The sequence below is a fragment of the Candidatus Pseudothioglobus sp. Uisw_041 genome (assembly GCF_048087625.1).
Lineage (GTDB): Bacteria > Pseudomonadota > Gammaproteobacteria > PS1 > Pseudothioglobaceae > Pseudothioglobus.
In genome coordinates, this window is record NZ_CP159805.1 from 797,926 (window position 1) to 821,333 (window position 23,408).

General features: G+C 36.4%; 24 protein-coding genes. 20 read left to right on the top strand and 4 right to left on the bottom strand.

Annotated features, from left to right (window positions below; all coding sequences use genetic code 11):
• The first annotated feature begins 69 nt into the window (after positions 1-69).
• The 6 genes from ABXT44_RS04015 (at position 70) to ABXT44_RS04040 (ending at position 5,811) form a co-directional block, all read left to right on the top strand.
• Entirely contained in the window at positions 70-651 is a 582-nt protein-coding gene (locus ABXT44_RS04015) for a LexA family protein (protein WP_416679452.1), read from the top strand.
• Complete coding sequence (locus ABXT44_RS04020; RefSeq protein ID WP_416679454.1) at positions 644-1,924, top strand: Y-family DNA polymerase; 1,281 nt, start codon at positions 644-646, stop codon at positions 1,922-1,924. Before ABXT44_RS04015 ends, ABXT44_RS04020 begins: the two co-directional genes overlap by 8 nt.
• Before the next feature lie 88 nt (positions 1,925-2,012).
• Complete coding sequence (locus ABXT44_RS04025) at positions 2,013-2,678, top strand: response regulator transcription factor (protein WP_416653430.1); 666 nt, start codon at positions 2,013-2,015, stop codon at positions 2,676-2,678.
• 29 nt (positions 2,679-2,707) lie between these two features.
• Positions 2,708-4,177, top strand: coding sequence for an ATP-binding protein (locus ABXT44_RS04030; protein WP_416679455.1), 1,470 nt, complete (start codon positions 2,708-2,710; stop codon positions 4,175-4,177).
• Complete coding sequence (locus ABXT44_RS04035) at positions 4,174-5,364, top strand: AGE family epimerase/isomerase (RefSeq protein WP_416679456.1); 1,191 nt, start codon at positions 4,174-4,176, stop codon at positions 5,362-5,364. The genes ABXT44_RS04030 and ABXT44_RS04035 overlap by 4 nt, the downstream gene beginning before the upstream one ends.
• A 48-nt stretch (positions 5,365-5,412) precedes the next feature.
• Entirely contained in the window at positions 5,413-5,811 is a 399-nt protein-coding gene (locus tag ABXT44_RS04040) for a hypothetical protein (RefSeq protein ID WP_416679458.1), read from the top strand.
• Here the strand turns inward: ABXT44_RS04040 and ABXT44_RS04045 are convergent.
• Positions 5,765-6,991, bottom strand: coding sequence for a YbiU family protein (locus ABXT44_RS04045; protein WP_416688263.1), 1,227 nt, complete (start codon positions 6,989-6,991; stop codon positions 5,765-5,767). The genes ABXT44_RS04040 and ABXT44_RS04045 overlap by 47 nt on opposite strands.
• 246 nt (positions 6,992-7,237) lie before the next feature.
• On the opposite strand from ABXT44_RS04045, the gene ABXT44_RS04050 reads away from it, so the two are divergent.
• From ABXT44_RS04050 to glk, 10 genes are all read left to right on the top strand, one after another.
• Positions 7,238-8,485, top strand: a complete 1,248-nt coding sequence (locus tag ABXT44_RS04050; protein ID WP_416688265.1) for an ABC transporter substrate-binding protein — start codon at positions 7,238-7,240, stop codon at positions 8,483-8,485.
• 104 nt (positions 8,486-8,589) lie between these two features.
• A complete protein-coding gene (locus ABXT44_RS04055) occupies positions 8,590-9,465 on the top strand; it encodes a carbohydrate ABC transporter permease (protein ID WP_416688267.1) in 876 nt (291 codons plus the stop codon).
• Positions 9,462-10,343, top strand: coding sequence for a carbohydrate ABC transporter permease (locus tag ABXT44_RS04060; RefSeq protein ID WP_416688268.1), 882 nt, complete (start codon positions 9,462-9,464; stop codon positions 10,341-10,343). The genes ABXT44_RS04055 and ABXT44_RS04060 overlap by 4 nt, the downstream gene beginning before the upstream one ends.
• Positions 10,344-10,392: 49 nt before the next feature.
• Complete coding sequence (locus tag ABXT44_RS04065) at positions 10,393-11,499, top strand: ABC transporter ATP-binding protein (RefSeq protein ID WP_416688270.1); 1,107 nt, start codon at positions 10,393-10,395, stop codon at positions 11,497-11,499.
• 4 nt (positions 11,500-11,503) lie between these two features.
• Positions 11,504-12,364: an aldo/keto reductase gene (locus ABXT44_RS04070; protein WP_416688272.1), complete on the top strand. Its 861-nt coding sequence runs from the start codon at positions 11,504-11,506 to the stop codon at positions 12,362-12,364.
• 6 nt (positions 12,365-12,370) lie between these two features.
• Positions 12,371-13,798 carry a decarboxylating NADP(+)-dependent phosphogluconate dehydrogenase gene (gnd, locus tag ABXT44_RS04075; RefSeq protein ID WP_416688273.1) on the top strand — a complete coding sequence of 476 codons (1,428 nt, stop codon included), beginning with the start codon at positions 12,371-12,373 and terminating at the stop codon, positions 13,796-13,798.
• Positions 13,799-13,800: 2 nt separating this feature from the next.
• Complete coding sequence (zwf, locus tag ABXT44_RS04080) at positions 13,801-15,264, top strand: glucose-6-phosphate dehydrogenase (protein WP_416688275.1); 1,464 nt, start codon at positions 13,801-13,803, stop codon at positions 15,262-15,264.
• The gene (pgl, locus tag ABXT44_RS04085; protein WP_416688277.1) at positions 15,218-15,973 is read left to right on the top strand and encodes a 6-phosphogluconolactonase; all 756 of its coding nucleotides are present in this window, start codon (positions 15,218-15,220) and stop codon (positions 15,971-15,973) included. Before zwf ends, pgl begins: the two co-directional genes overlap by 47 nt.
• A 95-nt stretch (positions 15,974-16,068) precedes the next feature.
• Entirely contained in the window at positions 16,069-16,404 is a 336-nt protein-coding gene (locus ABXT44_RS04090) for a cupin domain-containing protein (protein WP_416688279.1), read from the top strand.
• A gap of 42 nt (positions 16,405-16,446) precedes the next feature.
• On the top strand, positions 16,447-17,385 hold the full coding sequence (gene glk, locus ABXT44_RS04095; protein WP_416688281.1) for a glucokinase: 939 nt from the start codon (positions 16,447-16,449) through the stop codon (positions 17,383-17,385).
• A gap of 6 nt (positions 17,386-17,391) precedes the next feature.
• Here the strand turns inward: glk and ABXT44_RS04100 are convergent, their stop codons facing one another.
• Complete coding sequence (locus tag ABXT44_RS04100) at positions 17,392-17,760, bottom strand: sirohydrochlorin chelatase (protein ID WP_416688283.1); 369 nt, start codon at positions 17,758-17,760, stop codon at positions 17,392-17,394.
• A 128-nt stretch (positions 17,761-17,888) separates the two neighbouring features.
• Between ABXT44_RS04100 and hemH the strand changes: the two genes are divergently transcribed.
• From hemH to ABXT44_RS04120, 4 genes are all read left to right on the top strand, one after another.
• Positions 17,889-18,920 (top strand): ferrochelatase, encoded by a 1,032-nt coding sequence (gene hemH / locus ABXT44_RS04105; RefSeq protein ID WP_416688284.1) that lies wholly within the window; start codon positions 17,889-17,891, stop codon positions 18,918-18,920.
• Positions 18,921-18,924: 4 nt separating this feature from the next.
• Complete coding sequence (locus ABXT44_RS04110; RefSeq protein WP_416688285.1) at positions 18,925-19,767, top strand: TIGR01777 family oxidoreductase; 843 nt, start codon at positions 18,925-18,927, stop codon at positions 19,765-19,767.
• 140 nt (positions 19,768-19,907) lie between these two features.
• Positions 19,908-20,393, top strand: coding sequence for an FKBP-type peptidyl-prolyl cis-trans isomerase (locus tag ABXT44_RS04115; RefSeq protein WP_416688286.1), 486 nt, complete (start codon positions 19,908-19,910; stop codon positions 20,391-20,393).
• 26 nt (positions 20,394-20,419) lie between these two features.
• The gene (locus ABXT44_RS04120) at positions 20,420-21,064 is read left to right on the top strand and encodes a class I SAM-dependent methyltransferase (RefSeq protein ID WP_416688288.1); all 645 of its coding nucleotides are present in this window, start codon (positions 20,420-20,422) and stop codon (positions 21,062-21,064) included.
• Here the strand turns inward: ABXT44_RS04120 and rsgA are convergent, their stop codons facing one another.
• Positions 21,065-22,027 carry a ribosome small subunit-dependent GTPase A gene (rsgA, locus tag ABXT44_RS04125; protein ID WP_416688290.1) on the bottom strand — a complete coding sequence of 321 codons (963 nt, stop codon included), beginning with the start codon at positions 22,025-22,027 and terminating at the stop codon, positions 21,065-21,067. It lies immediately after the preceding gene.
• A gap of 12 nt (positions 22,028-22,039) precedes the next feature.
• Entirely contained in the window at positions 22,040-23,287 is a 1,248-nt protein-coding gene (locus ABXT44_RS04130) for a M48 family metallopeptidase (RefSeq protein WP_416688292.1), read from the bottom strand.
• Between the last annotated feature and the right edge of the window lie 121 nt (positions 23,288-23,408).

Consider the following 23,408-nt stretch of genomic DNA (forward strand, 5'->3'; position numbering starts at 1 on the left):
ATCATTGACTTGCACTATTAGTTAATTTATAATTCCAACTTGAATATTGTTACATAAATCAAGTTAGTTATGAATACACCCAGTCATGGAGGCGCCCGAAAGGGTGCTGGTCGTAAAAAAAACTCAGGCAGCTTTAACGAGGAAACCAAAGTAATTAGAGTACCTATCAGTCTTGTAGATTCGCTTATTCCTACGATTGAAGTTTACAAGTCTCAAGTTAAATCTAAAGTAGAAGTCTTTTTAACTAAAGACAATCCAACGGAGCTTTCAATTCCAATTTTTACTTCCCGAGTACAAGCAGGATTTCCATCTCCAGCAGATGATCATTTGGAGGATGCACTTGATTTAAATACACATCTTATCCATCATAAAGAGGCTACTTTCTTTGTTAAAGCGCAAGGAGATTCAATGCTAGGTGCTGGCATCCAGCAGGGCGATATACTAATTGTTGATAAGTCTTTAAGTGCTAAAAGCGGAAAGATAGTTATTGCAGTTGTTGATGGTGAGTTCACTGTTAAGCGTCTACATAAATATAAAGGAAACATAACTCTTAAAGCTGAAAACCCTGATTTTGAAGACATCAAAATTGGAGGTACTGACGAACTTATTATATGGGGAGTTGTGACATCAGTTATACATCAGTATGAATAACCGAGCTAAGTTCGCGTTGGTCGACTGTAATAACTTCTATGCTTCTTGTGAAAGAGTTTTTGAGCCAAAACTAGAAGGCAAACCAATCGTTGTTCTTTCTAATAATGACGGCTGCATTATTGCTCGTTCTAATGAGGCTAAAGCACTGGGCATTAAAATGGGAGCCCCTTACTTTAAAGTAAGGAATTTGATTGCTAATAGGGGCGTTGTAGTTAAGTCTTCAAACTATCCTTTGTATGGAGATATGTCGTCTAGAGTAATGAAGGTTATTGGTCAATTTTCTCCTATCCAAGAGGTGTACTCTATTGACGAGAGTTTTATAGATTTAGCAGGACTTCCTCTTAATTTAATAGATCACATGCAGTCTCTAAGAGTCCAAGTTAAAAATTGGACGGGGGTTCCAGTGTGTATTGGTATGGGCAGTACTAAACTTCTAGCAAAACTTGCTAATCGTATTGCTAAAAAGTATTCAAAATTTAATGGCGTTTTTGATATAGATGACCTTCCCCATGAGAGATATTGCAAATTACTGCAATCGGTCGAAGTAGGTGATTTATGGGGAATAGGTAGACAAAGCGCTAAAAAGCTTAACCATATTGGAATTAATACAAGTTATGACTTTTATCAGTCAGATATTGGCGTTATTGAAACTCTTTTAGGCGTTAATGGAAAAAAGATTTATCAAGAGCTTCGTGGCAAATCGTGTATTCCTATCGAGTTGATTCCTCCAACAAGGCAGCAGATTGTCTCCTCTCGCTCTTTTGGTATTGATTTAAGCGACTTTGATGAATTAAATCAAGCTTTAACTGCTCTTACTAGAAAGGCTGTCAATAAGCTTAATAATCATAAGCTTGCAATGACTACTATGACTGTCTTTATTTACACGAATCCCCATAAAAAAAATACACCCTGCGTGCATCTATCAAAAACTGTAGGAATGCCAATTGCTATTGAGGATGAATCGCAAATTATTCCATTGGCATCTCAAATATTAAGACTTATCTATAAGCCTGGTTATTCTTTTAATAAAGGAGGGGTAGTATTGAGTAACTTAACCAAAAACTACCGACAGCAAGATCTTTTTTCAATAACTCAAAATAGTCAACCACAGGTGTTAGCTCGTCAAAAATCTAATGCTATAAAGAGTGCTAATAAAAGATTTAATGAGTCAGTTAAGTATGCCAGTGAGGTGGGCAATGATAGATGGCTCCCAAGAGCTAATTTTCGATCAAATAGGTATACAACAAGCTGGAGTGAATTATTAATAATTTAAGGCTCAAAGGTCATTTTTTTTTACTGAAATTGCATAAATATGCTCATTGTCTATAATGAATCCTTTTTTTGCTGAATAATGTTGAGGAATGAAACAACTTGCAATTATTGATGATGATCCAGAAATTCTTAAATTATTAGATCAATATTTAATAAAAAATGGATTTAAAGTTGAAGCTTTTTCTGATGGAGAATCTTTCTTAGCAAGTGATGAATCAAAATTTAGTTTAGTGGTTTTAGATCTTGGTCTGCCCGGGATTGATGGCCTTGAAGTTTGCAGAAGATTGAGGCAAAAGTCTAACGTTCCAATTATTATGCTTACTGCCGCTAGTGATGATTTAGATCGCATATTAGGTTTAGAGTTAGGCTCTGATGACTATATGGGTAAACCCTTTAACCCAAGAGAACTTTTAGCAAGAATTAAGGCTCTCTTGAGACGCTCGGAAGTAAAGGAAGAAGATGTAGATAACCATATAGTAATGAATTTTGCTGCAAGAAGTGCATTTGTTGATGGTAAGCAGCTTGATTTAACTGGAACAGAGTTTGACCTACTTTGTGTTTTTCATAAACAGATAGGTGAGGTCTTAAGTAGAGATGAAATAGGCGAACTTCTTCATGGCAGGAAGATAGATCCATTGGACCGATCAATCGACACAATTGTAAGTAGGCTGCGTCATAAACTTAGCAATCACTTTGATGGTGAAATCATTCAAAGCGTAAGAGGCAAGGGGTATGTTCTCCTTTTAAAAAGTTGAATATAAAAGCCTCTACCTTAAGCTCTTTAATGCCTAAAACTGTTGTAGCCAGGATGACTTCTGTCCTATTTATTGGAATACTTGTAGCACAGGTTCTAGGAACATGGCTTTGGGTTGAACAGCTAAAGTCATCAGAAAAAGAAAAAATGACTGAAGTTTCTCAAAATTTAGGCTCACAAATTGCTCAAGCAGTTGGTTTTTTTGAAAAACTTCCAAACCAATACCGACAACAAACCTTGACTCAACTAAGACAAAATGGCGGCACATTTTTAGATTTTGGCGCTGAATTTTTTGTCTCTGTTAATAAGGATTATGTCCAATCTAATTCAATTGCAAGTTCTGAATTTTCAGAGCTAGTTCGTAGCAACTTGGAAAAAACTTTGTATTCTCAAATTGGTCAAGTTGAGGATTTGAATATTAGATTTGTAAGCTTTAGCAATACTAAAATTACAACGCCTAATGGGCCTGGTGAAGGTCTTACCAATAATCAATTAATAGTCTCTCTTGCACCAATATGGAAAAGCTTAGGCCTTATTGCTCCGAGGGAAGAGAGTCCCATTGCCATAATTCAATTTAGGTTAAAACAGCAAAATGAGTGGATGTATTTGGCAACAATAATTCCACAAGGAGAGTTATTGCTCAGTTTTGACTGGATCAATGGTGAGCGTATTTTTACCTCTGCAGCAGTTTCGGTTACGATGCTTTTAATCACCTTCTTATTTGTTCGTTGGCTGGTATACCCCCTTCAATTATTGGCCCATCAAGCAGATTTATTAGGTAAAGGGCGATTTCCTAGACAGCTTGATGAAACTGGCTCTAAAGAAATGGTGGCTACTATCCGCGCCTTTAACTCTATGGCTAAGCGGATTCAAAAGTTTATTGCTGACAGAGAGCGATCATTTGCAGCAATCTCTCATGACTTAAAAACACCTTTAACTAGAGCACGCCTTAGAGTAGAAAGCATTGAAGATGGATCAATAAAAGAAGATTTAATTGGAGACTTAGACTACCTTGAAACCATGGTGAAAGGAAGCCTTCAAATTATGACTGATGGTGCTGAACATGAAAATACTAGTAAAGTTAACATTACAAATATGCTAACTGCAATCTTAAAAAAAGAAGAAATCCTTGGCTTGCCTATTAAGATGAATATTAAAGAAAACATTGTCATGAAAGGAAGAGCTTTAGCTATTGAGCGCTTATTCTCAAATTTAATTAATAATGCACTTAGTTATGGCAAAGGAGTTGAGGTTACCGGTCAAAAAAAGAAAACAGGTATCTTTATTCAGATTAAAGATAGAGGGCCAGGCTTGAGTGATAAAGATAAAGAAAATGTCTTTAAGCCATATTACCGCTTAGAGCATAAACTAAATGATGAACATTCTGGCTTAGGGATGGGTATTGCTCGTAATATTGCAAATATCCATGGCGGCGAACTTGAACTTAAAGATCGAACTGGTGGTGGACTAATTGTCGAAATTTACTTTCCTAATTTATGAATTTAATAAGTAATCCAATATTTAAAGATAAAGAATTTTTAATTAGTCATATTAAATCGATTATGAGGTTTTATCACCCTCATTGTATCGATAATGAAAATGGTGGTTTTTTTCAGCACTTTCGTGATGATGGAAGTGTTTATGATTTTGATACAAGACACTTGGTCAGCAGCACCCGTTTTATATTTAATTATTCAATGGCTTCAATTGAGCTTGATAATGATGAATATAAAGACGTGATAAGGCATGGAATTGAATATTTAAGACAGTTTCATTTAAATACAAAAACTGGAAGTTATGCTTGGATTCTAGAGGGAAAAGACGTTCAAGATTCTACTAATTATTGTTATGGTTTCGCATTTGTGTTGCTCGCATATTCAACTGCACTTAGGGCGGGTATTTTAGAGGCCAAAGACTTCATTGATGAAACTTTTGATGTAATGGAAAAACATTTTTGGTCAAAAGAGCATGAACTTTATTCTGATGAAATTTCTGCTGATTGGCAAGTAGTTTCTAGTTATCGTGGGCAAAACGCAAATATGCATTCCTGTGAAGCCCTTATTATGGCTTTTGAAGCGACAGGTAGTCAAAAATATTTAGATCGAGCGCTTATCATTGCAAAAAATATATGTATTAGGCAAGCTAGTCTCGCAGAAGGCTTAATTTGGGAACATTACGATAGTAACTGGGAAATTAACTGGGTTTATAATAAAGATCGTCCTGATGATCTATTTCGTCCTTGGGGCTTCCAAGTTGGTCATCTTACCGAGTGGGCAAAATTATTGTTAATTCTTGAGAGGCATATTAAAGAGGATTGGTTGCTTCCTAGAGCAATAGAATTGTTTGATGACGCAATTGAGATGGGTTGGGATGCAGAGTCAGAAGGTTTATTTTATGGGTTTTCACCAAATGGAGATATTTGTGATAAAGATAAATATTTTTGGGTTCAAGCAGAGTCTATAGCTGCAGCTGCAGTATTAGCTAATCGAACAGGCGATGATTATTATTGGGAGTGGTATGATCGAATCTGGAGTTACAGCTGGAAACATATGATTGATCATAAATATGGCGCGTGGTTTCGCATTTTAGATTCAAATAATAATAAATATGATAACCTTAAAAGTCCAGCCGGAAAAACGGATTATCACACAATGGGCGCTTGCTATGAAATTTTAAAAATAATCTAAGAAACCTTGTTTAAAATACTTAATTAATTTATTAAGATTTATATATTTATGACACCTGAAAATATAATTGAGCAATGGGCAGACTTTTTTAATAATGCTGATATGAAAGGTATTTTGAACTTATATCATGATAATGCAACTCTTTTACCGACCTTTCTACCAAAACTTTTAGCAAGTAATAATGAGATTAAAGGTTATTTTGAAGTTGCTTTTAATGGAGGTGCTTCTGTAGAGATTAATGTTGAAGATGCTATATCCAAGGAGTTACCTGGAAATATTTTTTTAATGACGGGTAGCTATGTTTTTTGTTTAGGCAGTAAAGCAGACAAAAAATATTTATCTTGGTACAGTTTTTTAATTGATCTGTCAGATGATTCACCAATTAAACATCATCACTCCTCTAGAGTGCCATTTGAGTTCGACCTAAGTCAGACAACTGATCAATAGAGAACCTTCCTTTAAAGTCTACTTCGTAGTCTTCGGAAGCAAAATCAGGAGGACTTTTGCCAAGCAAAAAGTTTTCAGTTTGTCGCTTTGTGTAGTCTAAATTTTTAGCGCATTTTGGCGAAGCTCCTATAAACATTACATTTGAGTAATCTTTTCCTGTGTGCTTATCAGCCACTGAGTGAGTCAAATCAGGGTGCCACCAGACTGTATCTCCAGGATTTACCTCCTGAATTGTTACCAAGCCAGATAATAGGTCTTTGTGATAATCGGGTGATATTAAGAGCGGTCTTCCTGGCGTGGCATCACAAAGATTATCAGCAGGGATGTCATCCTGCAAGGCGCGCAATAAAAGGTACCCCATACTGTTAGCAATTGGAATAAGAGACAGAGTTCCATCAGATGGCCCTTGTGAAGTAAGCGCAGTCCACCCTTGAAATGTTCTAAACATTGAACAAACTGCAGGAGATTTGTATTCCTTTGTGTGAGTTCTAAATGCTGCATTCCAGGGGTCATAAGAATCTAGTTCGCCATTAAATACAGAGTGGTATACTTTTTGAAATGCTGGATCAGTCCAGCGTTCAAATGAGCCGCCATCAATATGGGGAGATAATCCTAAGGTTTCATCGCCAGGCTCGCGTCGACGAATTCTATCAGCATACATATAATCGTTATTTGGATCAAACTCATCTCCATTTGGGCTCGAGACATCCCACATTGAGTTTAGGAATTTTTTAGTAATTGCCATTGATTGGGATTGTCTTGCAAGCATCTGAGGTCTTGACCAATAAAGTCCAAAGATTTGTGGCGCTCCTGACTTTAATTGTGAGAAATAATTATCCATACCTTGTCTATCAATTGACTTAGTAAAGTAATCATTAGATGTAATATATTCACCTATTTCATCGTTCCATTCGCTTGCCTGCTGCTTATCAAAAACATTGCGAATAATTACAGATCCCCTTTGTTTTAAGTTTGCAATATCAGAGCTTGAAACATCTCCATCAACAATCGACTGAAAGTCAATTTCTGGAATTACTGGAATTTCTTTGTGCTGTAACTCAAGAATAATATCAACTTCTTTTTTAATGTTTGATTGGGCGATATTGAAACTTTTTTTGACATTATATTGTTCTATTAGAAGTTTTTTACTAGTAATTATTGACTGCTTAATTTGTTCCATTATGATAATACATATTAAATATTTGTAACAGTATATCTATATATTTTATTAAATTTTTGGTTTAATTATTTCTCTTTGTAACAAAGTATTACAAATTGTATCAAACGATTGACACTCAAAAAAAGGATAACTATAGTGCGAGTCTAGTTCTAGATATTTAACAAAAATTTATTTAGAATCTATGGTCTATTTTTTGTGTTAATTTAACACTCTAAATAGTTTTTTTTGTAATAAGGAGAAACAAAAATGGTAAATAAATACTTTGTAAAAAGTGTAGCAGCCAGCTTAGTTCTTTCATTTAGTGCATCTCAGGCTTTTGCTGACGACGTAGAAGTTCTACATTGGTGGACTTCTGGTGGTGAAGCTGCAGCTGTTGGTGTATTAAAAGATGATCTAGCAGGTAAAGGAATTGGCTGGAAAGATATGCCTATAGCTGGTGGTGGTGGTGATGCTGCTATGACTACGCTTAAGGCTCGTGTTACAGCAGGTAACGCGCCAACTGCAGTTCAAATGCTTGGATATGCTATTCAAGATTGGGGTGATCAAGGCAAACTAGCTAACTTAAATGACCTAGCTGCTTCTGAAGGTTGGGATGCAGTTGTTCCATCAGCACTTCAAGCTTTTTCTAAGCACAATGGTGACTGGGTAGCAGCTCCTGTAAACGTTCACTCTACTAACTGGGTTTGGATCAGCAAGTCTGCTCTTGATGCAACTGGTGGAAATGCTCCAACTACATGGGAAGAGTTAGTTTCTGTTCTTGATGCTATGAAAGCAAATGGAATTACTCCATTAGCACACGGTGGCCAAGCATGGCAAGATGCAACTATCTTTGATGGTGTTGCACTAAGCCTAGGAAATGGTTTCTATAAGTCAGCTTTGATTGATTTAAATGAAGACGCTCTTGGTGGTCCATTAATGGTAGAAGCATTCAACAGAATGGCAACTCTTCGTTCATACGTTGATGATAACTTCTCAGGTCGTGATTGGAACCTAGCTTCGGCTATGGTAATCAATGGCGAAGCTGGTATGCAAATGATGGGTGACTGGGCTAAAGGTGAATTCCTTAAAGCGGGTCAAAAGCCAGGTTCTGACTTTGTATGTGTTCGCTTCCCAGGAACTCAAGGTTCTGTAACTTTCAACTCTGATCAGTTCGCTATGTTCAGTGGTGCTGGAAGTTCAGCTGCACAAGAAGCTATGGCTTCTTCTGTAATGAACCCTGTTTTCCAATCAGCATTTAACGTTGTTAAGGGTTCAGTACCTGCGCGTACTGATGTTCCTGACATGATGTTTGATCATTGTGGAAAGAAAGGTATGGCAGATCTAGCAGCAGCTAACGCAGCTGGAAGCTTGTTTGGTTCAATGGCGCACGGTCACACTGTCCGTCCTGCGATTCAATCAGCTATTGTTGACGTTGTTTCAGCTCATTTTAACGGTGAGTTTTCAGCTGAAGAGGCTGCAGAAGAAATGGTTGCAGCAGTTGCGGCAGCAAGATAAATTAAATATCATCTAAACTTGCTTTAGATTTTTATTAAATTTGTTTATTTATAGTTGGCGAATTTATAGTTCGCCAACTATTTTTTTGATTAGAATTGTATTAAATGAAAAATTATCTCCAACTTTTACTACCTAAAATTGTTTTAGCGCCAAGTTTTTTCCTTATTCTTGTTTTTGTGTATGGGTTTATTATATATACGGGATATTTGTCGCTTACAGATTCGCGCATGTTGCCAACTTATGAGTACATGGGGTGGAGCAACTATACTAAACTTTTTGGACTAAGACATTGGAAAATTGCAGTAAATAACCTAGCAATTTTTGGAATTTTATATATATTAATCTGTACAGTGCTCGGTCTTTTCTTAGCCATCTTATTAGATCAAAAAATTAGAGCAGAAGGCCTGCTTCGACCTATTTTTCTTTATCCAATGGCGTTATCTTTTATTGTTACTGGAACTGCATGGAAGTGGTTTTTAGACCCTGGGATAGGTCTTGAGCATATTATGCATCAGTGGGGGTGGGAGAGTTTTGAATTCGACTGGATTAAAAATCGAACCTTTGCAATTTATACAGTAGTTATTGCTGCAGTATGGCAAAGCTCGGGCTTTGTTATGGCAATGTTTCTTGCTGGATTAAGAGGCATTGATGGTGAGATAATGAAGGCTGCTCAAATTGATGGAGCGTCCGGTTTTCGTATGTATAGACGTATAATTATTCCCTTGCTCCGACCAGCATTTTTATCAGCTTTTGTAATACTCGCGCATTTATCTATTAAAGCATACGATTTGGTTATTGCTTTAACAAATGGTGGCCCTGGAAGGGCGACTGAGGTGCCAGCAACATTTATGTACTCTTACACCTTTTCTAGGAATCAGATGGGTATTGGAGCAACCTCTGCAATGATTATGCTTCTTATGATTTTTTCTATCATTATTCCTTACCTTTATAGTGAGCTAAGAAGTGAGAAGTCATCATGAATATAATTCCTACTAAAAACACTAAGGATAGTATCAAAATTTCTCGAGTATTTATTTATCTAATTTTGATTATATTTGCAATTTATTATTTACTTCCTCTATATGTAATGCTTACAAACTCCTTGAAGCCACTAGAGGAAATTCGCTCTGGGGGGATGCTTAATCTTCCTGAAGTGTGGACTCTAGATCCATGGCGATCAGCTTGGTCAACTGCTCAAATTGGTGTTGATCCTAGTGGACTTAAGCCTTATTTTTGGAATTCAATTTCTATGGTCATACCAGCAGTAATGTTAACTGCAATACTGGGCGCCATGAATGGCTATGTTTTGACTAAATGGCAATTTAAAGGTCATGGAATTGTCTTTGGGCTGCTTTTGTTATCGTGCTTTATCCCGTTTCAAATTGTGTTAATTCCGATGGCAAAAATGCTGGGTATTTTAGGAATGGCCGGAACAACGTCAGGATTAGTATTTGTTCATTTGGTTTATGGGCTAGGCTTTACAACTTTATTTTTTAGAAATTATTATGCAGCATTTCCTACTGAAATAATAAAGGCTGCACAAATCGATGGGGCAGGATTCTTCAGAATTTTTTGGCGTGTTTTACTTCCAAGCTCAGGTCCAATTATAGTGGTGACTGTGATTTGGCAGTTTACCAACATTTGGAATGATTTTTTATTTGGCGCTTCTTTTGCAGACTTTGATTCAATACCAATGACTGTGGCTCTAAATAACCTTGTTAATTCTTCTCAAGGGGTTAAAGAATACAACGTACATTTTGCAGGGGCAATTCTAGCTGCTCTTCCAACATTAGTAGTTTATATCGTCTCTGGGCGATATTTTGTGAGAGGTTTAATGGCAGGTGCTGTTAAAGGTTGATTTATTCATTTATTCATTTATTTATAATTATCAGTTAAGGGTTTTAAGTATGGCAACAGTAAAAATTACTAATTTACATAAAAGTTATGGCTCTGTAGAAGTATTAAAAGGAATAAACCTTTTTATTGAAGATGGAGGTTTTTTGGTTTTAGTTGGCCCGTCAGGTTGCGGCAAATCAACTCTCCTTAATACTATTGCTGGCTTAGAAGAGATAACAAGTGGTGAAATTGAAATTGGAGAGAACTCTGTTGCTGGGCTTCACCCTTCAAAGCGGAATATTGCTATGGTCTTTCAATCTTATGCCTTATACCCAAATATGACTGTTTCACAAAACATTAGCTTTGGAATGGAAATGAAGGGCGTAAAAAAACCTGAAAGAGAGCAAGCAGTTAATAAAGTTGCTGAAACGCTTCAAATTAGTGAATTACTTAATCGTAAGCCAGGTCAATTATCTGGAGGCCAAAGACAACGCGTCGCAATGGGCCGCGCTATTGTTCGTGAGCCTGAGGTTTTTTTATTTGATGAGCCACTTTCAAACCTCGATGCTAAGCTTCGGATTGATATGAGAACAGAAATTAAACGTCTTCATAAAAGACTAGGCTCGACAATTATTTATGTTACTCATGATCAAATTGAGGCTATGACTTTGGCTACAAAAATTGCTGTTTTAAAGGATGGATGTATTCAGCAATTTGATACCCCATATGAAATATACAATAACCCAAATAATATGTTTGTTGCAAATTTTATGGGAGCTCCTGCAATGAATTTGATAGAAGGAAGAATTGCTAAAAATAAAAAAAATGTAGAATTTGAAATGAAAAATAGTAAAGGCGAAACTATTTGTTTGCCAATTCATGGAATAAACGATATTGAGCAATATATTGATAAAACTGTTATTTGTGGTATTCGACCAGAATCAATAAATGACCTTGATCCATCCTTGAATAAGAGCTCAGTAGAAAGAGAGGTAGTTGTGGATGTTGTTGAGCCAGCAGGCTCAGATACTTTTGCTGTGGTTGAGCTTGGTGAAAAACAAATAGTTGCACGGCTGAATGGAAACTCTAAAGTTTTAGGCGGTGAGAAAGTTAAATTAACTTTTGATTTATCTCAAACTGTTTTCTTTGATAGTGAAACTGAAGATCGAATTAGATAAAATTATGTATCAAAAACTCTCAAAATCTGGCACTGATATCCCATCTTTAGGTTTGGGAACTTGGGACCTTAAGCAAGGTGAATGCTCAAGAGTTGTCTCAGAGGCATTGGACTTAGGTTATCGTCATATTGACGCTGCAGCAATGTATGAAAATGAATCTGAAGTGGGTACTGGAATCATTGACTCGAGAGTTGATAGAGCTGAGTTGTTTTTAGCAACAAAAATTAATACTCTGGGTTGGACTCCTTCAGGAGGGCAAGGACCTCAACTAAAAAATAAAAATATTATTAAATCACTTGAAAAGAGCCTTGAAGATTTAAAGACTGATTATGTTGATTTATTACTAATACATTGGCCAAAATTTGAAACAAATTTAGGAGACATGCTTGAAATAATGTATGAAATTAAAGCGAGTCAAAAAGCAACAGAAATCGGCGTTGCAAATTTCAATTCCAACTTATTAAATGAATGTGTAAATCTCGGCTTTAATGATCTCTTTTGCAATCAGGTGGAGTATCACCCATTTCTCTCGCAATCTAAGCTTCTTGATACAATGAAGAACTTAGATATTATTCCAGTTGCTTATTGCCCAATATGCCGTGGTGATGTTGCCAAAGATGATGTAATTATTAATTTATCAGAAAAATATAGCAAGACTCCTGCGCAAATTGCATTAAGGTGGATTGTTCAGCAAAATGCAGTTGCAATCCCAAAGACTGCAAACCTAGAGAGATTAAAAGAGAATAGCAACATTTATGACTTTAATCTTGATGAAGGTGATATGGAGCAAATTTTTGGTTTGCAGAGGAACCAAAGACTCGTACCAAATCTTGAATCTAACGAATCACTGTATCCTTGGGACTAGATTATTATGAGTGAGAATTTGTCAGATATTGGCCTAATTGGTTTGGGCGTTATGGGCTCAAGTCTAGCTTTAAACATTGAGAGAAATGGTTATAGAATCTCTGTGCACAATCGCACAACTCCTCAAATAGATAATTTAATCAACAATAGATCAAAGAGTAATAATATTATTGGTTTCGCTAATCTTGAGGAGTTTGTAAGTTCAATTAAAAAGCCTCGTAAAATTATGCTAATGGTTGTTGCAGGCCCAGTTGTTGATGATTACATTAATAAACTTATGCCTCTTATCGACAAAGGCGATATTATTATTGATGGTGGTAACTCTCATTACCCCGACACTATCAGAAGAACTAAAGAGCTAGAAGAGAAGGGCTTTCAATTTATTGGTGCTGGCATCTCTGGAGGCGAAGAGGGTGCTTTAAAGGGTCCTTCAATTATGCCAGGAGGCTCAGTATCTGCTTGGCCTGAAGTAAGAGGTATATTTCAAGCAATATCAGCCAAGGTTGAGGGTAAAGAGCCTTGTTGTGACTGGATAGGTGAAGATGGCTCTGGCCACTTTGTAAAAATGGTCCATAACGGCATTGAGTATGGTGATATGCAGCTTATTTGTGAAGCGTACCAAATCATGAAAGATGTCTTGGATATGTCGAACGATGAAATGCATCAAGTATTCAAAAAGTGGAACGAAGGTGAGCTTAGTAGTTATCTGATCGAAATCACTGCAGACATTGTTAAATTTAAAGATAAAGACGGGACTTATCTTGTTGATAATATTTTAGATGCAGCAGGTCAAAAAGGAACCGGTAAGTGGACTGCAACGGTTGCCCTTGAGCTTGGGACTCCTCTTACACTAATTGGAGAGGCAGTATTTTCAAGATACCTTTCATCCATTAAGCAGGAGCGCGTCGAGGCATCAAAGTTGTTAAGTGGCCCAAGCCATGCTTTTGAAGGCAACAAGGAGCAAGTCCTCAACGATATTCATGACGCACTATATGCTTCAAAGATTGTTTCTTATGCCCAAGGATATGCCTTACTAACAAAGGCAGCTAAAGAATTTAATTGGAATTTAAATTACGGCGGCATCGCGCTTATGTGGCGTGGAGGCTGCATCATTCGCTCGGCCTTTTTAACTAAAATAAAAGATGCGTATGATGCTAATTCTGAGCTGCAAAACTTATTATTAGATCCTTTTTTCATAGATAAGATCAATAAATCTCAAGATGGCTGGCGCCGAGTTTGCTCATTAGCAATTAGTCATGGCGTGCCAATACCTGCAATGACCTCCTCTCTGTCATATTTTGACGGTTATAGAACAGAGAGGCTGCCAGCAAACTTGCTTCAAGCTCAGCGCGATTATTTCGGTGCTCACACCTATGAGCGGCTAGATGCAAAAAAAGGTGAATTTTTTCATACTAAGTGGATCAATGGCGATTAATTATGAAGCCTGAAGCTGCTATAAAAATTAAAAGCTTTGTGCTTTTTGGGGCCCTAGGGGACCTATCTATTCGTAAGTTAATACCTGCCTGGTATTATCTAGAGCGCGACCATAAGCTTGATGATGGTTTACAGATTTTAGGTGTTGGAAGGCAAGAGCTAACGAAGTCTCAGTTCAAAGAAAAAGTAAACGATGCTCTGAGCACTAATGTATCAGATGAGTACTTAGACGATGATATTATTTCTAAGCTTTTGAATCGCATTGATTTCTGTTGCTGTGATCTTCAGAATCCTAATAGTTACCAAGTGCTAAGCTCAAGTCTTAAGAATTGGAGTAAGCCAGTCGCTTACTATTTAGCAATATCCCCAAAGCTTTTTGAAAGTGTTTTTGATGGCCTAAATAGCGAGCAAATAATAACCAGTTCATGCAGAATTATTGTTGAGAAACCTATTGGATATGATCTTGAGTCTTCTAAGGACATTAATGCCAAACTTTTAAAGCACTTTAATGAGTCTCAAATTTATCGAATTGATCACTATCTAGGAAAAGAAACAGTGCAAAACCTTATCACTCTTCGGTTTGCAAATTCATTGTTTTCAAGTCAATGGAACAGTAAGGGTATTGATTATATTGAGATAACTGCCGCAGAATCTGTTGGTATTGAGGACCGTTGGGGTTATTTTGATGGAATGGGGCAGCTAAGAGATATGGTGCAAAGCCATCTTCTTCAGTTGCTATGCCTGATAACAATGGAGCCACCCAACCGCCTTAATGATCAGAGCATTCGCTCAGAGAAGGTTAAGGTTCTTGAAGCATTAAAACCAATTAATAAGGAAGGGATTGAGTCGAATTTTGTTTCTGCGCAATATACCGATGGTAAAAATAAACTTGCCTATATTGATGAAGAGGGTGCAGACGTAACAAGTGATACTGAGACTTTTGTAAGTATTAAGGCAGAAATACAGAACTGGCGATGGAAAGGGGTTCCTTTCTACTTAAGAACTGGCAAAAGAATGAGTAGTAAAATGACGCAAATTGTTATTCATTTTAAATCTGATGGGCACTATATTTTTGATCAAGACAGTGAAAGTTTAAAAGGTAACACTTTGATTATCAGTTTGCATCCTTCTGAAAGTATCTCTTTGCAGGTTTTTACTAAGCCCCACGGCGTTGACAAGCACTCAACTTTAAGATCTGATCCTATGAGCCTAGATTTTATAAAAACTCAAAAACTACTCAATATTCCAAGCGGTTATCAAAGCCTCTTGATGGATATTCTAAATGGTAATCAGAGTTTATTTCTCTGTAAGGAAGAGGTTGAGCTTGCCTGGCAGTGGTGTGATAACGCTTTAGAGACTTATAAAAAATCAAATCAAGAGCTGTATTTCTATCCTGCAGGAACTAATGGACCTAAGGAGAGTGAGCAACTTATTCAGAGCAATGGACATGAATGGCATGAGGAGTAGTAAAACTTATTATTTGCCCGATTCTGTTGACTTTTATAGTACAAATAATAGTGAATCATTGGCATTAGACTTATCTCAAATTATTGGTGAAATTTTAGCTGAAGCAATCAAAAAAAGAGGTCGTGCAAGTATTGCTGTTTCTGGAGGAGTTACCCCCATCCCTCTTTTTAAAGAGTTTTCGTTATTGAATATTGATTGGAAAAAAGTAGATTTAACTTTAGTTGATGATCGATGGGTTGACCCTAAGAATACTGATAGTAATGAATTGCTTGTGAAAACGCATCTTATAAAAAATAAAGCATCCAAGGTCAATTTTATTCCACTTAAAAATGACTCCAAAACAGCTAAAGATGGTCAAAAAAATAGTGAAGAAATGTTAAAAAATATCACGCTTCCTTTTGACGTTATTGTATTAGGTATGGGCTCTGATGGACATACTGCATCTCTTTTTCCTTGCTCAGATGAGCTTTCTGAGGCGATGAATCTAAATAATTTAAACTGCTTGATTTCAACTTCTCCAAAAACCGCACCTTATGAGCGCTTAAGCCTTACTGCAAGGGTGATTATTGATGCTAAAAATGTTTTTCTACATCTGAACGGATCTAGCAAGCTCCACACACTAGAAAGCGCAATGGAGTATAAAGACTCAAGCAAAATGCCAATCTATACTTTTTTAGAAAATGGACTTAGCATTTACTGGAGTCCTTAAATAATTTTATTTTAAGTTGTCTGCCATAATGCACTTTATTTTTTGAAAAAGCAATGGATAATAAAGTTCTTTATAATTAAATTTAAAATTCACTTATGAAAATTAATAATATTGACGGCGAAGTAGTTAAAGATAATGAAACTTATATTCTTAAGGATAACACCTCACTAAATAACTTTGTAATAAGCTCAACAACGCTTCATGCTGGTAAATCAACAAAAGGCCACAGCCATGCTGGCAAAGAAGAGGTTTACATGATTATGAGTGGAAGCGGAAAAATGGATCTCGACGACAAGACTATATTAATCGAGAGTGGCGATATGGTTCTGATTGAGGATGGCGTTTTTCATCGAGTTCATAATTTGGGCGAAGTCGATTTATATATGGTTTGTATATTTGATGGAGAGCGGGAAAATGTTTATAAATCCTAACGATCGCTGGAGAGTTTAATTATTAGTAATCAGCTTTATAATTTGGTAGGAGATATTGGCGGAACAAATGCCAGATTTTCTCTCGTTGCTCCAGGTAAGTCTGAGCTGATGAGTATAAAAACGCTTCAGTGCACAAAGTTTGAAACTGTTCAGGAAGCAATTAAGTCTTATCTTTCTTCAATTAATAATGTTGAAATTATTTCAGCATGCATAGCCTCTGCAGGAACAACCCACTTAGACATCTTTAAACCAGCAAATAATGATTGGGTTATTAATAAGAGTAATGTCTCTTCAGCATTGAATGATATTCAGGTCAATTGGATTAATGACTTTTCAGCGCAAGCCCTTGCAACTACTACACTCAAGGATAATGATGTTATTGTTATTAATCAGGGAGCTGTTCAGCCTGAAAGAGTCCGGTTAGTTATTGGCCCTGGAACTGGTTTAGGAACTTGTGGTTTGATTAATTCATCTAGCGGGTGGCTACCACTTCCTGCGCAAGGAGGGCATTCAGATTTTGCGCCTAATTCCAACTTAGAGATTGAGATTTGGACTTTATTACAAAAACAATTTGGCCATGTTGCGGTTGAGCGAATATTGTCTGGACCAGGTATAGTTAATTTGTATAGAGCTTTATGCCAAATTAATGGAAAGGAAGTCTTATTTAATTCTCCTTCAGAGATCACTTCTGAAGCAATAAAGTCAAATCCAGACTTAATAGCTAAAAGTACACTTGAGTTATTTTGTCAAATATTTGGCTCAGTCACTGGAAGTATTGCTTTATCAACAGGCTGCTTGGGCGGTATCTATATTACAAGTGATCTGGTAAGAAACTTTTTAGATTTCTTTATTGATAGTGACTTTTTAAAGAGCTTTGAAGACAAAGGGCGATTGAAATATTATATGACTGATATTCCAATCTTTATATCAAAAAAAGAAAATATGGGTCTAATTGGAAGCACTTACCAACTAAACAAGTAAAGAGTTTTATTTACTGTCTAGGGCCGTTTTAAGAAGAATTTGTGCGATTTCATCTCGTGATCCAAAGTAGTTTGCCACTTTAATTTCTAGACCCGGACTTCCCTCAGAGGCTTCAGTAATCTCATTAGGTATATCTCTTGTTATGTGAACCCCAGCAGATAGGAAATAAGGCAATATTGTAACTTTAGTTGCGCCTAGTTCAGCGCACTCTTTAATTGCTTCTGGAATTGAAGGTGAGGCGAACTCCAAAAAGGCTGGAATTACTTTAGCAAATTCTTTCGGTTCTAATGTCGAAATTTTTTCTGATAAAGATTCAATCTCAATATTCGACTCTTCTCTTCTGCTTCCGTGGGCAACTAGTAATAATATATGCATATTTTTTATATAATAATGAAAGTGATAATATGTAAATAACCACAATAGATATAGATAACATGTTTTACAGTGAAAGGCACTTTATAGGGTATCTTATCACCTTGAAAAAATAAATTTGAGAGACTAAATTGTACCAATGTACTTCAATACACGAATCTGTAAGTGACGCAAAAATTGGAATTCTTCTGTCTAATTTGGGAACTCCTGACGCACCTTCGAAGAAGGCCGTTAAGCCTTATTTACGGCAGTTTTTATCAGATACAAGGGTAATTGAGCCTCCTCCTCCTCGCTGGATTTGGAAAATTATATTAAATGGGGTAATTCTTAACTTAAGACCAAGAAAATCAGCGAAGGCCTATCAAACTGTTTGGGATACTCATGGAAAAGGTTCACCACTTCTATCAATTGCAAAAAAACAAAAAAATGCAATAGCAATAGAGCTTGAAAAGCTCGCACCTGGTAAGTTTGCTGTGTCTTTAGGTATGAGCTATGGAAATCCATCAATGGGCTCTGCACTAAATGAGCTTGAGGCTCAAGGATGTAATAATATTATCATCTTACCTTTATATCCTCAATATGCTGGGGCATCAACCGGTTCAGTTTTTGATGCAGCTGCTAGAGAGCTGATGAACTGGAGAAATGTTCCTGACTTAAGGTTTATTAGTAGCTACAGTAAAGAAGATTTATATATTGAGGCTTTAGCTAATAGTGTTAAAGAATATCAAGCAGTTCATGGTAAGCCCGATCTCCTTTTAATGTCATACCACGGAATACCTAAGCGCTACTTTGATAAGGGAGACAACTATCCATGCCAGTGCTGCAAAACTACTTTTCTTTTGGCCTCTAAGTTAAATTTAAAGCCTAATGAGTACACTATGACATTTCAATCTAGACTAGGGGCTGGTGAATGGATGAAGGAATATACTGATAAAACATTAAAGGCACTTCCGGCCAAAGGCGTGAAAAATGTTCAAGTTATCTGTCCTGGTTTTTCTGCAGATTGTCTTGAGACGATTGAAGAGATTAGTGAAGAAAATCATGATTACTTTATGGAGTCAGGTGGTGAAAAATTTGGCTATATTCCAGCGCTTAATGACAGAAAAGACCACATTGAATTCCTAACACAGCTTCTACTAAAAAATGCAGTAGGGTGGATGTAATAAGATGAAGATTGTCATTTTTGGTGGCTCGGGATTGATTGGTAAAGCGCTTGCAAAAAATCTTTCAGCTAGTCATAAAGTTCAGTGCTTAAATAGAAGTGCTTTCAAATCTATAGATACTTTGTCATTGTCATTAAAAGATAGTGATCTTGTTATTCAACTATCTGGATCGACTATTGCAAAGCGATGGACTAAGAGTCATCTAAAAGAAGTTTGGGGGAGTAGAGTCGATACTACTCAAATGCTCTCAAAAGCAATAAGCATGATGACAACCAAGCCAAAGGTTATGTGCGCTTCAGGGGTTAGTTTTTATCCTGAGTCAGATTGCAGTAACCCCCACTCTGAGAATGGCTTAAGAGGCGAGGGTTATCTTACTGAGCTTTCTGTGGCATGGGAGAGCGCTGCAAAGTCAATCTCAGAAGACACTATAATTTTAAGATTTGGGGTTGTTCTTTCAAGAAGTGGAGGCGCTTTTATGAAGCTTTATTGGCCTTATTATTTTGGATTAGGCGGTCCAATTGCAAGTGGAAACCAATGTTTTTCTTGGATTCACATAAAAGATCTTGTAAGAGCTGTTAATTTTATTTTAAATAATCCAAAAGCTAAGGGTGTGTATAACATTACTGCGCCAGAGCCTATTCCTCAAAAGGTATTGGGCAAAGCTCTTGCTAGTGCTTTAAAAAGACCATTTTTAGTGCCGCTTTGGGAATGGCAGTTAAAACTACTTTTTGGAAGTGGCTCACAAATATTGACAGAGAGTATATCTGTTATCCCAAAAAAAATACTTGAGGAAGGCTTCATTTTTGATTATCCAGATATTAAGAGTGCAATGGATGATCTTACTTAGTAAGATTTTTTAATGCTTTAGCCTGAAGTTTCTTTGGTATATGATAAAATATAATATTGAGATTCACCCTGTAACAAAGAATTACTTTTAGACTTTCCATCTTGGAGGGTCTTTTTTTTGTATTAAATTTTGGAGAAAATATGAAAGTAACTAAAGATAAAGTCGTTTCAATGCATTACAGCCTTAAGAATGATGCGGGAGAGGTTATTGATTCGTCTGAAGGCAAAGAAACTATGGACTTTTTACAGGGTCATGGAAATATAATCCCAGGATTAGAGACAGCCTTAGAGGGCTCTAAGAAAGGCGATAAGGTTGAGGTTTCTATTGAGCCTGAAGAGGGTTATGGCCTTAAAATGGATGATGCAATTCAAGAAATTCCAAGAACTGCCCTACAAGGAATTGATGAGGTAACTATTGGGATGCAGCTCCAATCTCAAGACCAAGATGGAAACCCTTTTGTTGTGACTGTTATTAAGCTTGATGACGAAAAGATTACTGTTGATGCAAACCATCCTTTGGCTGGAGAAACTCTTCACTTCTCAGTCTCTATTGAAGACGTTAGAGATGCATTGGAAGAGGAGGTTTCTCATGGACATGCTCACTCTGCTGGCGGACACTCCCACTAAATAAATATGACTCTTAGCGGACTAAAGTGATTAATAATATTGCTTGTCCGCTTTGTAAGACAACTAATAGCTCTAAATTCTATAAAGAGAAGTTTCGCGAATATTTACGCTGTTTAAGTTGTGATTTTATTTTTGTTCCAAAAATGTATCACCTCTCAGATGCTGAGGAAAAATCAAGATATGATGCCCATAATAATGATCCTAATGATCATCGTTATCGCCACTTCTTATCCCAACTATTAGTGCCCCTTTTAGAAAGGATCCAACAAAAATCAAATGGCCTTGATTTCGGCTCAGGCCCTGGTCCAACGCTTTCTCTTATGCTTGAAGAGTGTGGTCACTCTGTGGATCTCTATGATAAGTTCTATGATAATGATATTTCTGTATTTGAGAAAAAGTATGACTTTATTACTGCAACTGAAGTAGTGGAGCACTTGAGTGAGCCTATGGCAGAAATAAGCAGACTTATTGAAATGCTTAATAATCAAGGTCACCTTGCTGTAATGACCCAAATATTAACCCCTCAAATTGACTTTAGCTCATGGTATTACAAGAATGACCCATCTCATATAGGCTTTTTTACTAAAAAGTCGCTAAGTTTCTTAGCAAGCTATTTGAATATTGAGGTTTATTTTATTTCAGAAAGGGTGGTTTTCTTCCAAAAAAAATAGTTAAGGAAGGATGTTAAGATAGCTTTCGTAGCGATTAGAGTGTATTTCTCCTAATTCAACAGCCTCTTTAACAACACATCCTGGCTCATTAATATGGTGACAGTTTCTAAACCTGCACTCACCGGCTAGTGATTTAAATTCTCTAAAGCCATTAACTATTTGTTTTTCAGAAAGGTTATCCAGTTGAAACTCTCGTATTCCTGGGGAGTCAATTAAGTCACCGCCACTAGGGATATGATAAATAGTTGTATTTGTCGTAGTATGCTTGCCAAGCTTACTCTTACTAGAAATTTCATTCACTCTAAGTTCTAAATCTGGGATTAATGAATTAATGAGTGATGATTTTCCAACGCCAGACTGACCGAGAAAAATATGCGATTTATTAACAAGCTTTGTTTTGAATTCTTTCAGGTTTGTTTCATTTTTAACACTTAAAAAGTGGACGTCATATCCAAGCTCTTGGTAGTTTGAAAAGTCACTTTCTAGTTGCCCACTATTTTTTGAAAGTTCAATTTTATTAACAACAATGTTAATTGGTAGATTGGAGTCTTCTGCGATTACAAGGTAACGATCAATAAGCTCAAACTGATAGTGGGGCTCAATAGCGACAATAAGCCAAAGCTGATCAATATTGGCAGCTATTAGGCGCTCTTGCCTCTTTAGTTCTGTTTTCCTTGGGAATATTGCTGTTACTATTCCTTCGCCTTCTTTTGTTGTCTGAAGCAGAACCTGGTCTCCTGCGACAGAAAATCCAATATTTTGACGACTGACTGCCTGAAAAATTTCACCACTTTTAAGCTCAACAAGTTGCCGCTGGCCGTACCTTGTAATAACTAAACCCTTATGCCCAGCCTCATTATTGTCTACATTTGACTCTGCTTTAATAGATGCTTTATTTGACCGGGCAATTTTTTCAGATTGAACCTTATCAATTCGCCACTGCTGTCTTCTAGTAAGGGCCACTAAATGATCAATTTATAATTGTAGGCGCTCAATTCTGAGAACTGCACTTGGGTGTGAATCATGAAAGGCTGAGTAGTACTTATCTGGAGATAATGACGATGAATTTTCTTTATAAAGTTTAATTAGAGATGAAATTAAGTCATTTGCATCTGTATGACCAGCTGCAAAAGCATCTGCTTGAAACTCATGCTTTCTAGATGCAAGGTTACTAAAAGGCGTAATGAAAAAACTAAAGACTGGAAGTGCCAAAGCGAAAAGAACAAGTGCAGCATGAGATGATGGTTCAGACACTCCAAGTCCATTATAAAACCAAGCTTGATTTATTAGGAAACCTAACAAAGCAAGACTAGCAAAACTAAATATAAAAGAACTTGCCATCCTTTTTTGCGTGTGCTTATGATGAAAGTGTCCCAGTTCATGTGCCAGGATCGCTTCAATTTCTTTATCTTCCATGCCTTTGAGGAGTGTATCAAAGAACACGATTCTTTTATTTTTACCAATTCCTGTGAAGTATGCGTTTCCATGAGACGATCTTTTAGATCCATCCATAACATAAATACCATCACTCCCAAACCCTGTTCGAGTAAGTAGACTTGTAATTCTACTTTTAAGGCTCTCATTGTCTAGTGGGTTAAATTTATTAAAAATTGGCGCTATATAAGAAGGATAAACCCACATCATTATTAGTGAAAATCCACTAATAATTAACCAAACATAAATCCACCAGTAATTCCCAATAGCTTCAATATTCATAAGAAATAAAATTGCATAGATCAGAGGCAGCATTAAAATTAAAGTTAATAAGATCTCTTTAAATAGATCCTCTGCAAAAGTTTTAATAGTCATCCGGTTAAATCCAAATTTTTGTTCAAGAACAAAGGTACGATAGATGCTAAAGGGGAGGTCAATTAGGCTTGCAATTAACATGATGCTCAGAACAAAAACTGTCCCCATTAAAACAGGATCTAAAATTCTTTGGCTCCAATACGAATCAAGTGAATCCATGGCCCCACCAAGCGTCCAAATAAGCAGCACAACTGTAGAAAAAATGATTTCAAAATGATTTAAAAGAAGTTTGGCTTTGGTGTAGTTGCCCGCTTTTTGATGATCTTCAAGCTTAATGGACTCACTAAAGCCTTCTGGAACAGCATTAAAAGAGTTATTTATTGCTTTATCTTGTCTAAAGTTAAGCCAAAGTAATGATAAAACAGACGTTGATATTGCAAATAAAAAAATAAAAGTAAATAAGTTGAATTCCATTTTGTTTAATTTAGAAGGGAAAAAGTTTTCAGATCTAATTATACCTAGTGATTTAACATATATTAGATATTGAAAATTTCATAAATTGCTGGGTATAATTTCGTGATAAATATCAAATATA

Coding starts and splice junctions, on each gene's coding strand:
- ABXT44_RS04015 (WP_416679452.1), top strand. CDS start 70: ATGAATACACCCAGTCATGGAGGCGCCCGAAAGGGTGCTGGTCGTAAA.
- ABXT44_RS04020 (WP_416679454.1), top strand. CDS start 644: ATGAATAACCGAGCTAAGTTCGCGTTGGTCGACTGTAATAACTTCTAT.
- ABXT44_RS04025 (WP_416653430.1), top strand. CDS start 2,013: ATGAAACAACTTGCAATTATTGATGATGATCCAGAAATTCTTAAATTA.
- ABXT44_RS04030 (WP_416679455.1), top strand. CDS start 2,708: ATGCCTAAAACTGTTGTAGCCAGGATGACTTCTGTCCTATTTATTGGA.
- ABXT44_RS04035 (WP_416679456.1), top strand. CDS start 4,174: ATGAATTTAATAAGTAATCCAATATTTAAAGATAAAGAATTTTTAATT.
- ABXT44_RS04040 (WP_416679458.1), top strand. CDS start 5,413: ATGACACCTGAAAATATAATTGAGCAATGGGCAGACTTTTTTAATAAT.
- ABXT44_RS04045 (WP_416688263.1), bottom strand. CDS start 6,991: ATGGAACAAATTAAGCAGTCAATAATTACTAGTAAAAAACTTCTAATA.
- ABXT44_RS04050 (WP_416688265.1), top strand. CDS start 7,238: ATGGTAAATAAATACTTTGTAAAAAGTGTAGCAGCCAGCTTAGTTCTT.
- ABXT44_RS04055 (WP_416688267.1), top strand. CDS start 8,590: ATGAAAAATTATCTCCAACTTTTACTACCTAAAATTGTTTTAGCGCCA.
- ABXT44_RS04060 (WP_416688268.1), top strand. CDS start 9,462: ATGAATATAATTCCTACTAAAAACACTAAGGATAGTATCAAAATTTCT.
- ABXT44_RS04065 (WP_416688270.1), top strand. CDS start 10,393: ATGGCAACAGTAAAAATTACTAATTTACATAAAAGTTATGGCTCTGTA.
- ABXT44_RS04070 (WP_416688272.1), top strand. CDS start 11,504: ATGTATCAAAAACTCTCAAAATCTGGCACTGATATCCCATCTTTAGGT.
- gnd (WP_416688273.1), top strand. CDS start 12,371: ATGAGTGAGAATTTGTCAGATATTGGCCTAATTGGTTTGGGCGTTATG.
- zwf (WP_416688275.1), top strand. CDS start 13,801: ATGAAGCCTGAAGCTGCTATAAAAATTAAAAGCTTTGTGCTTTTTGGG.
- ABXT44_RS04090 (WP_416688279.1), top strand. CDS start 16,069: ATGAAAATTAATAATATTGACGGCGAAGTAGTTAAAGATAATGAAACT.
- ABXT44_RS04100 (WP_416688283.1), bottom strand. CDS start 17,760: ATGCATATATTATTACTAGTTGCCCACGGAAGCAGAAGAGAAGAGTCG.
- ABXT44_RS04110 (WP_416688285.1), top strand. CDS start 18,925: ATGAAGATTGTCATTTTTGGTGGCTCGGGATTGATTGGTAAAGCGCTT.
- ABXT44_RS04115 (WP_416688286.1), top strand. CDS start 19,908: ATGAAAGTAACTAAAGATAAAGTCGTTTCAATGCATTACAGCCTTAAG.
- ABXT44_RS04130 (WP_416688292.1), bottom strand. CDS start 23,287: ATGGAATTCAACTTATTTACTTTTATTTTTTTATTTGCAATATCAACG.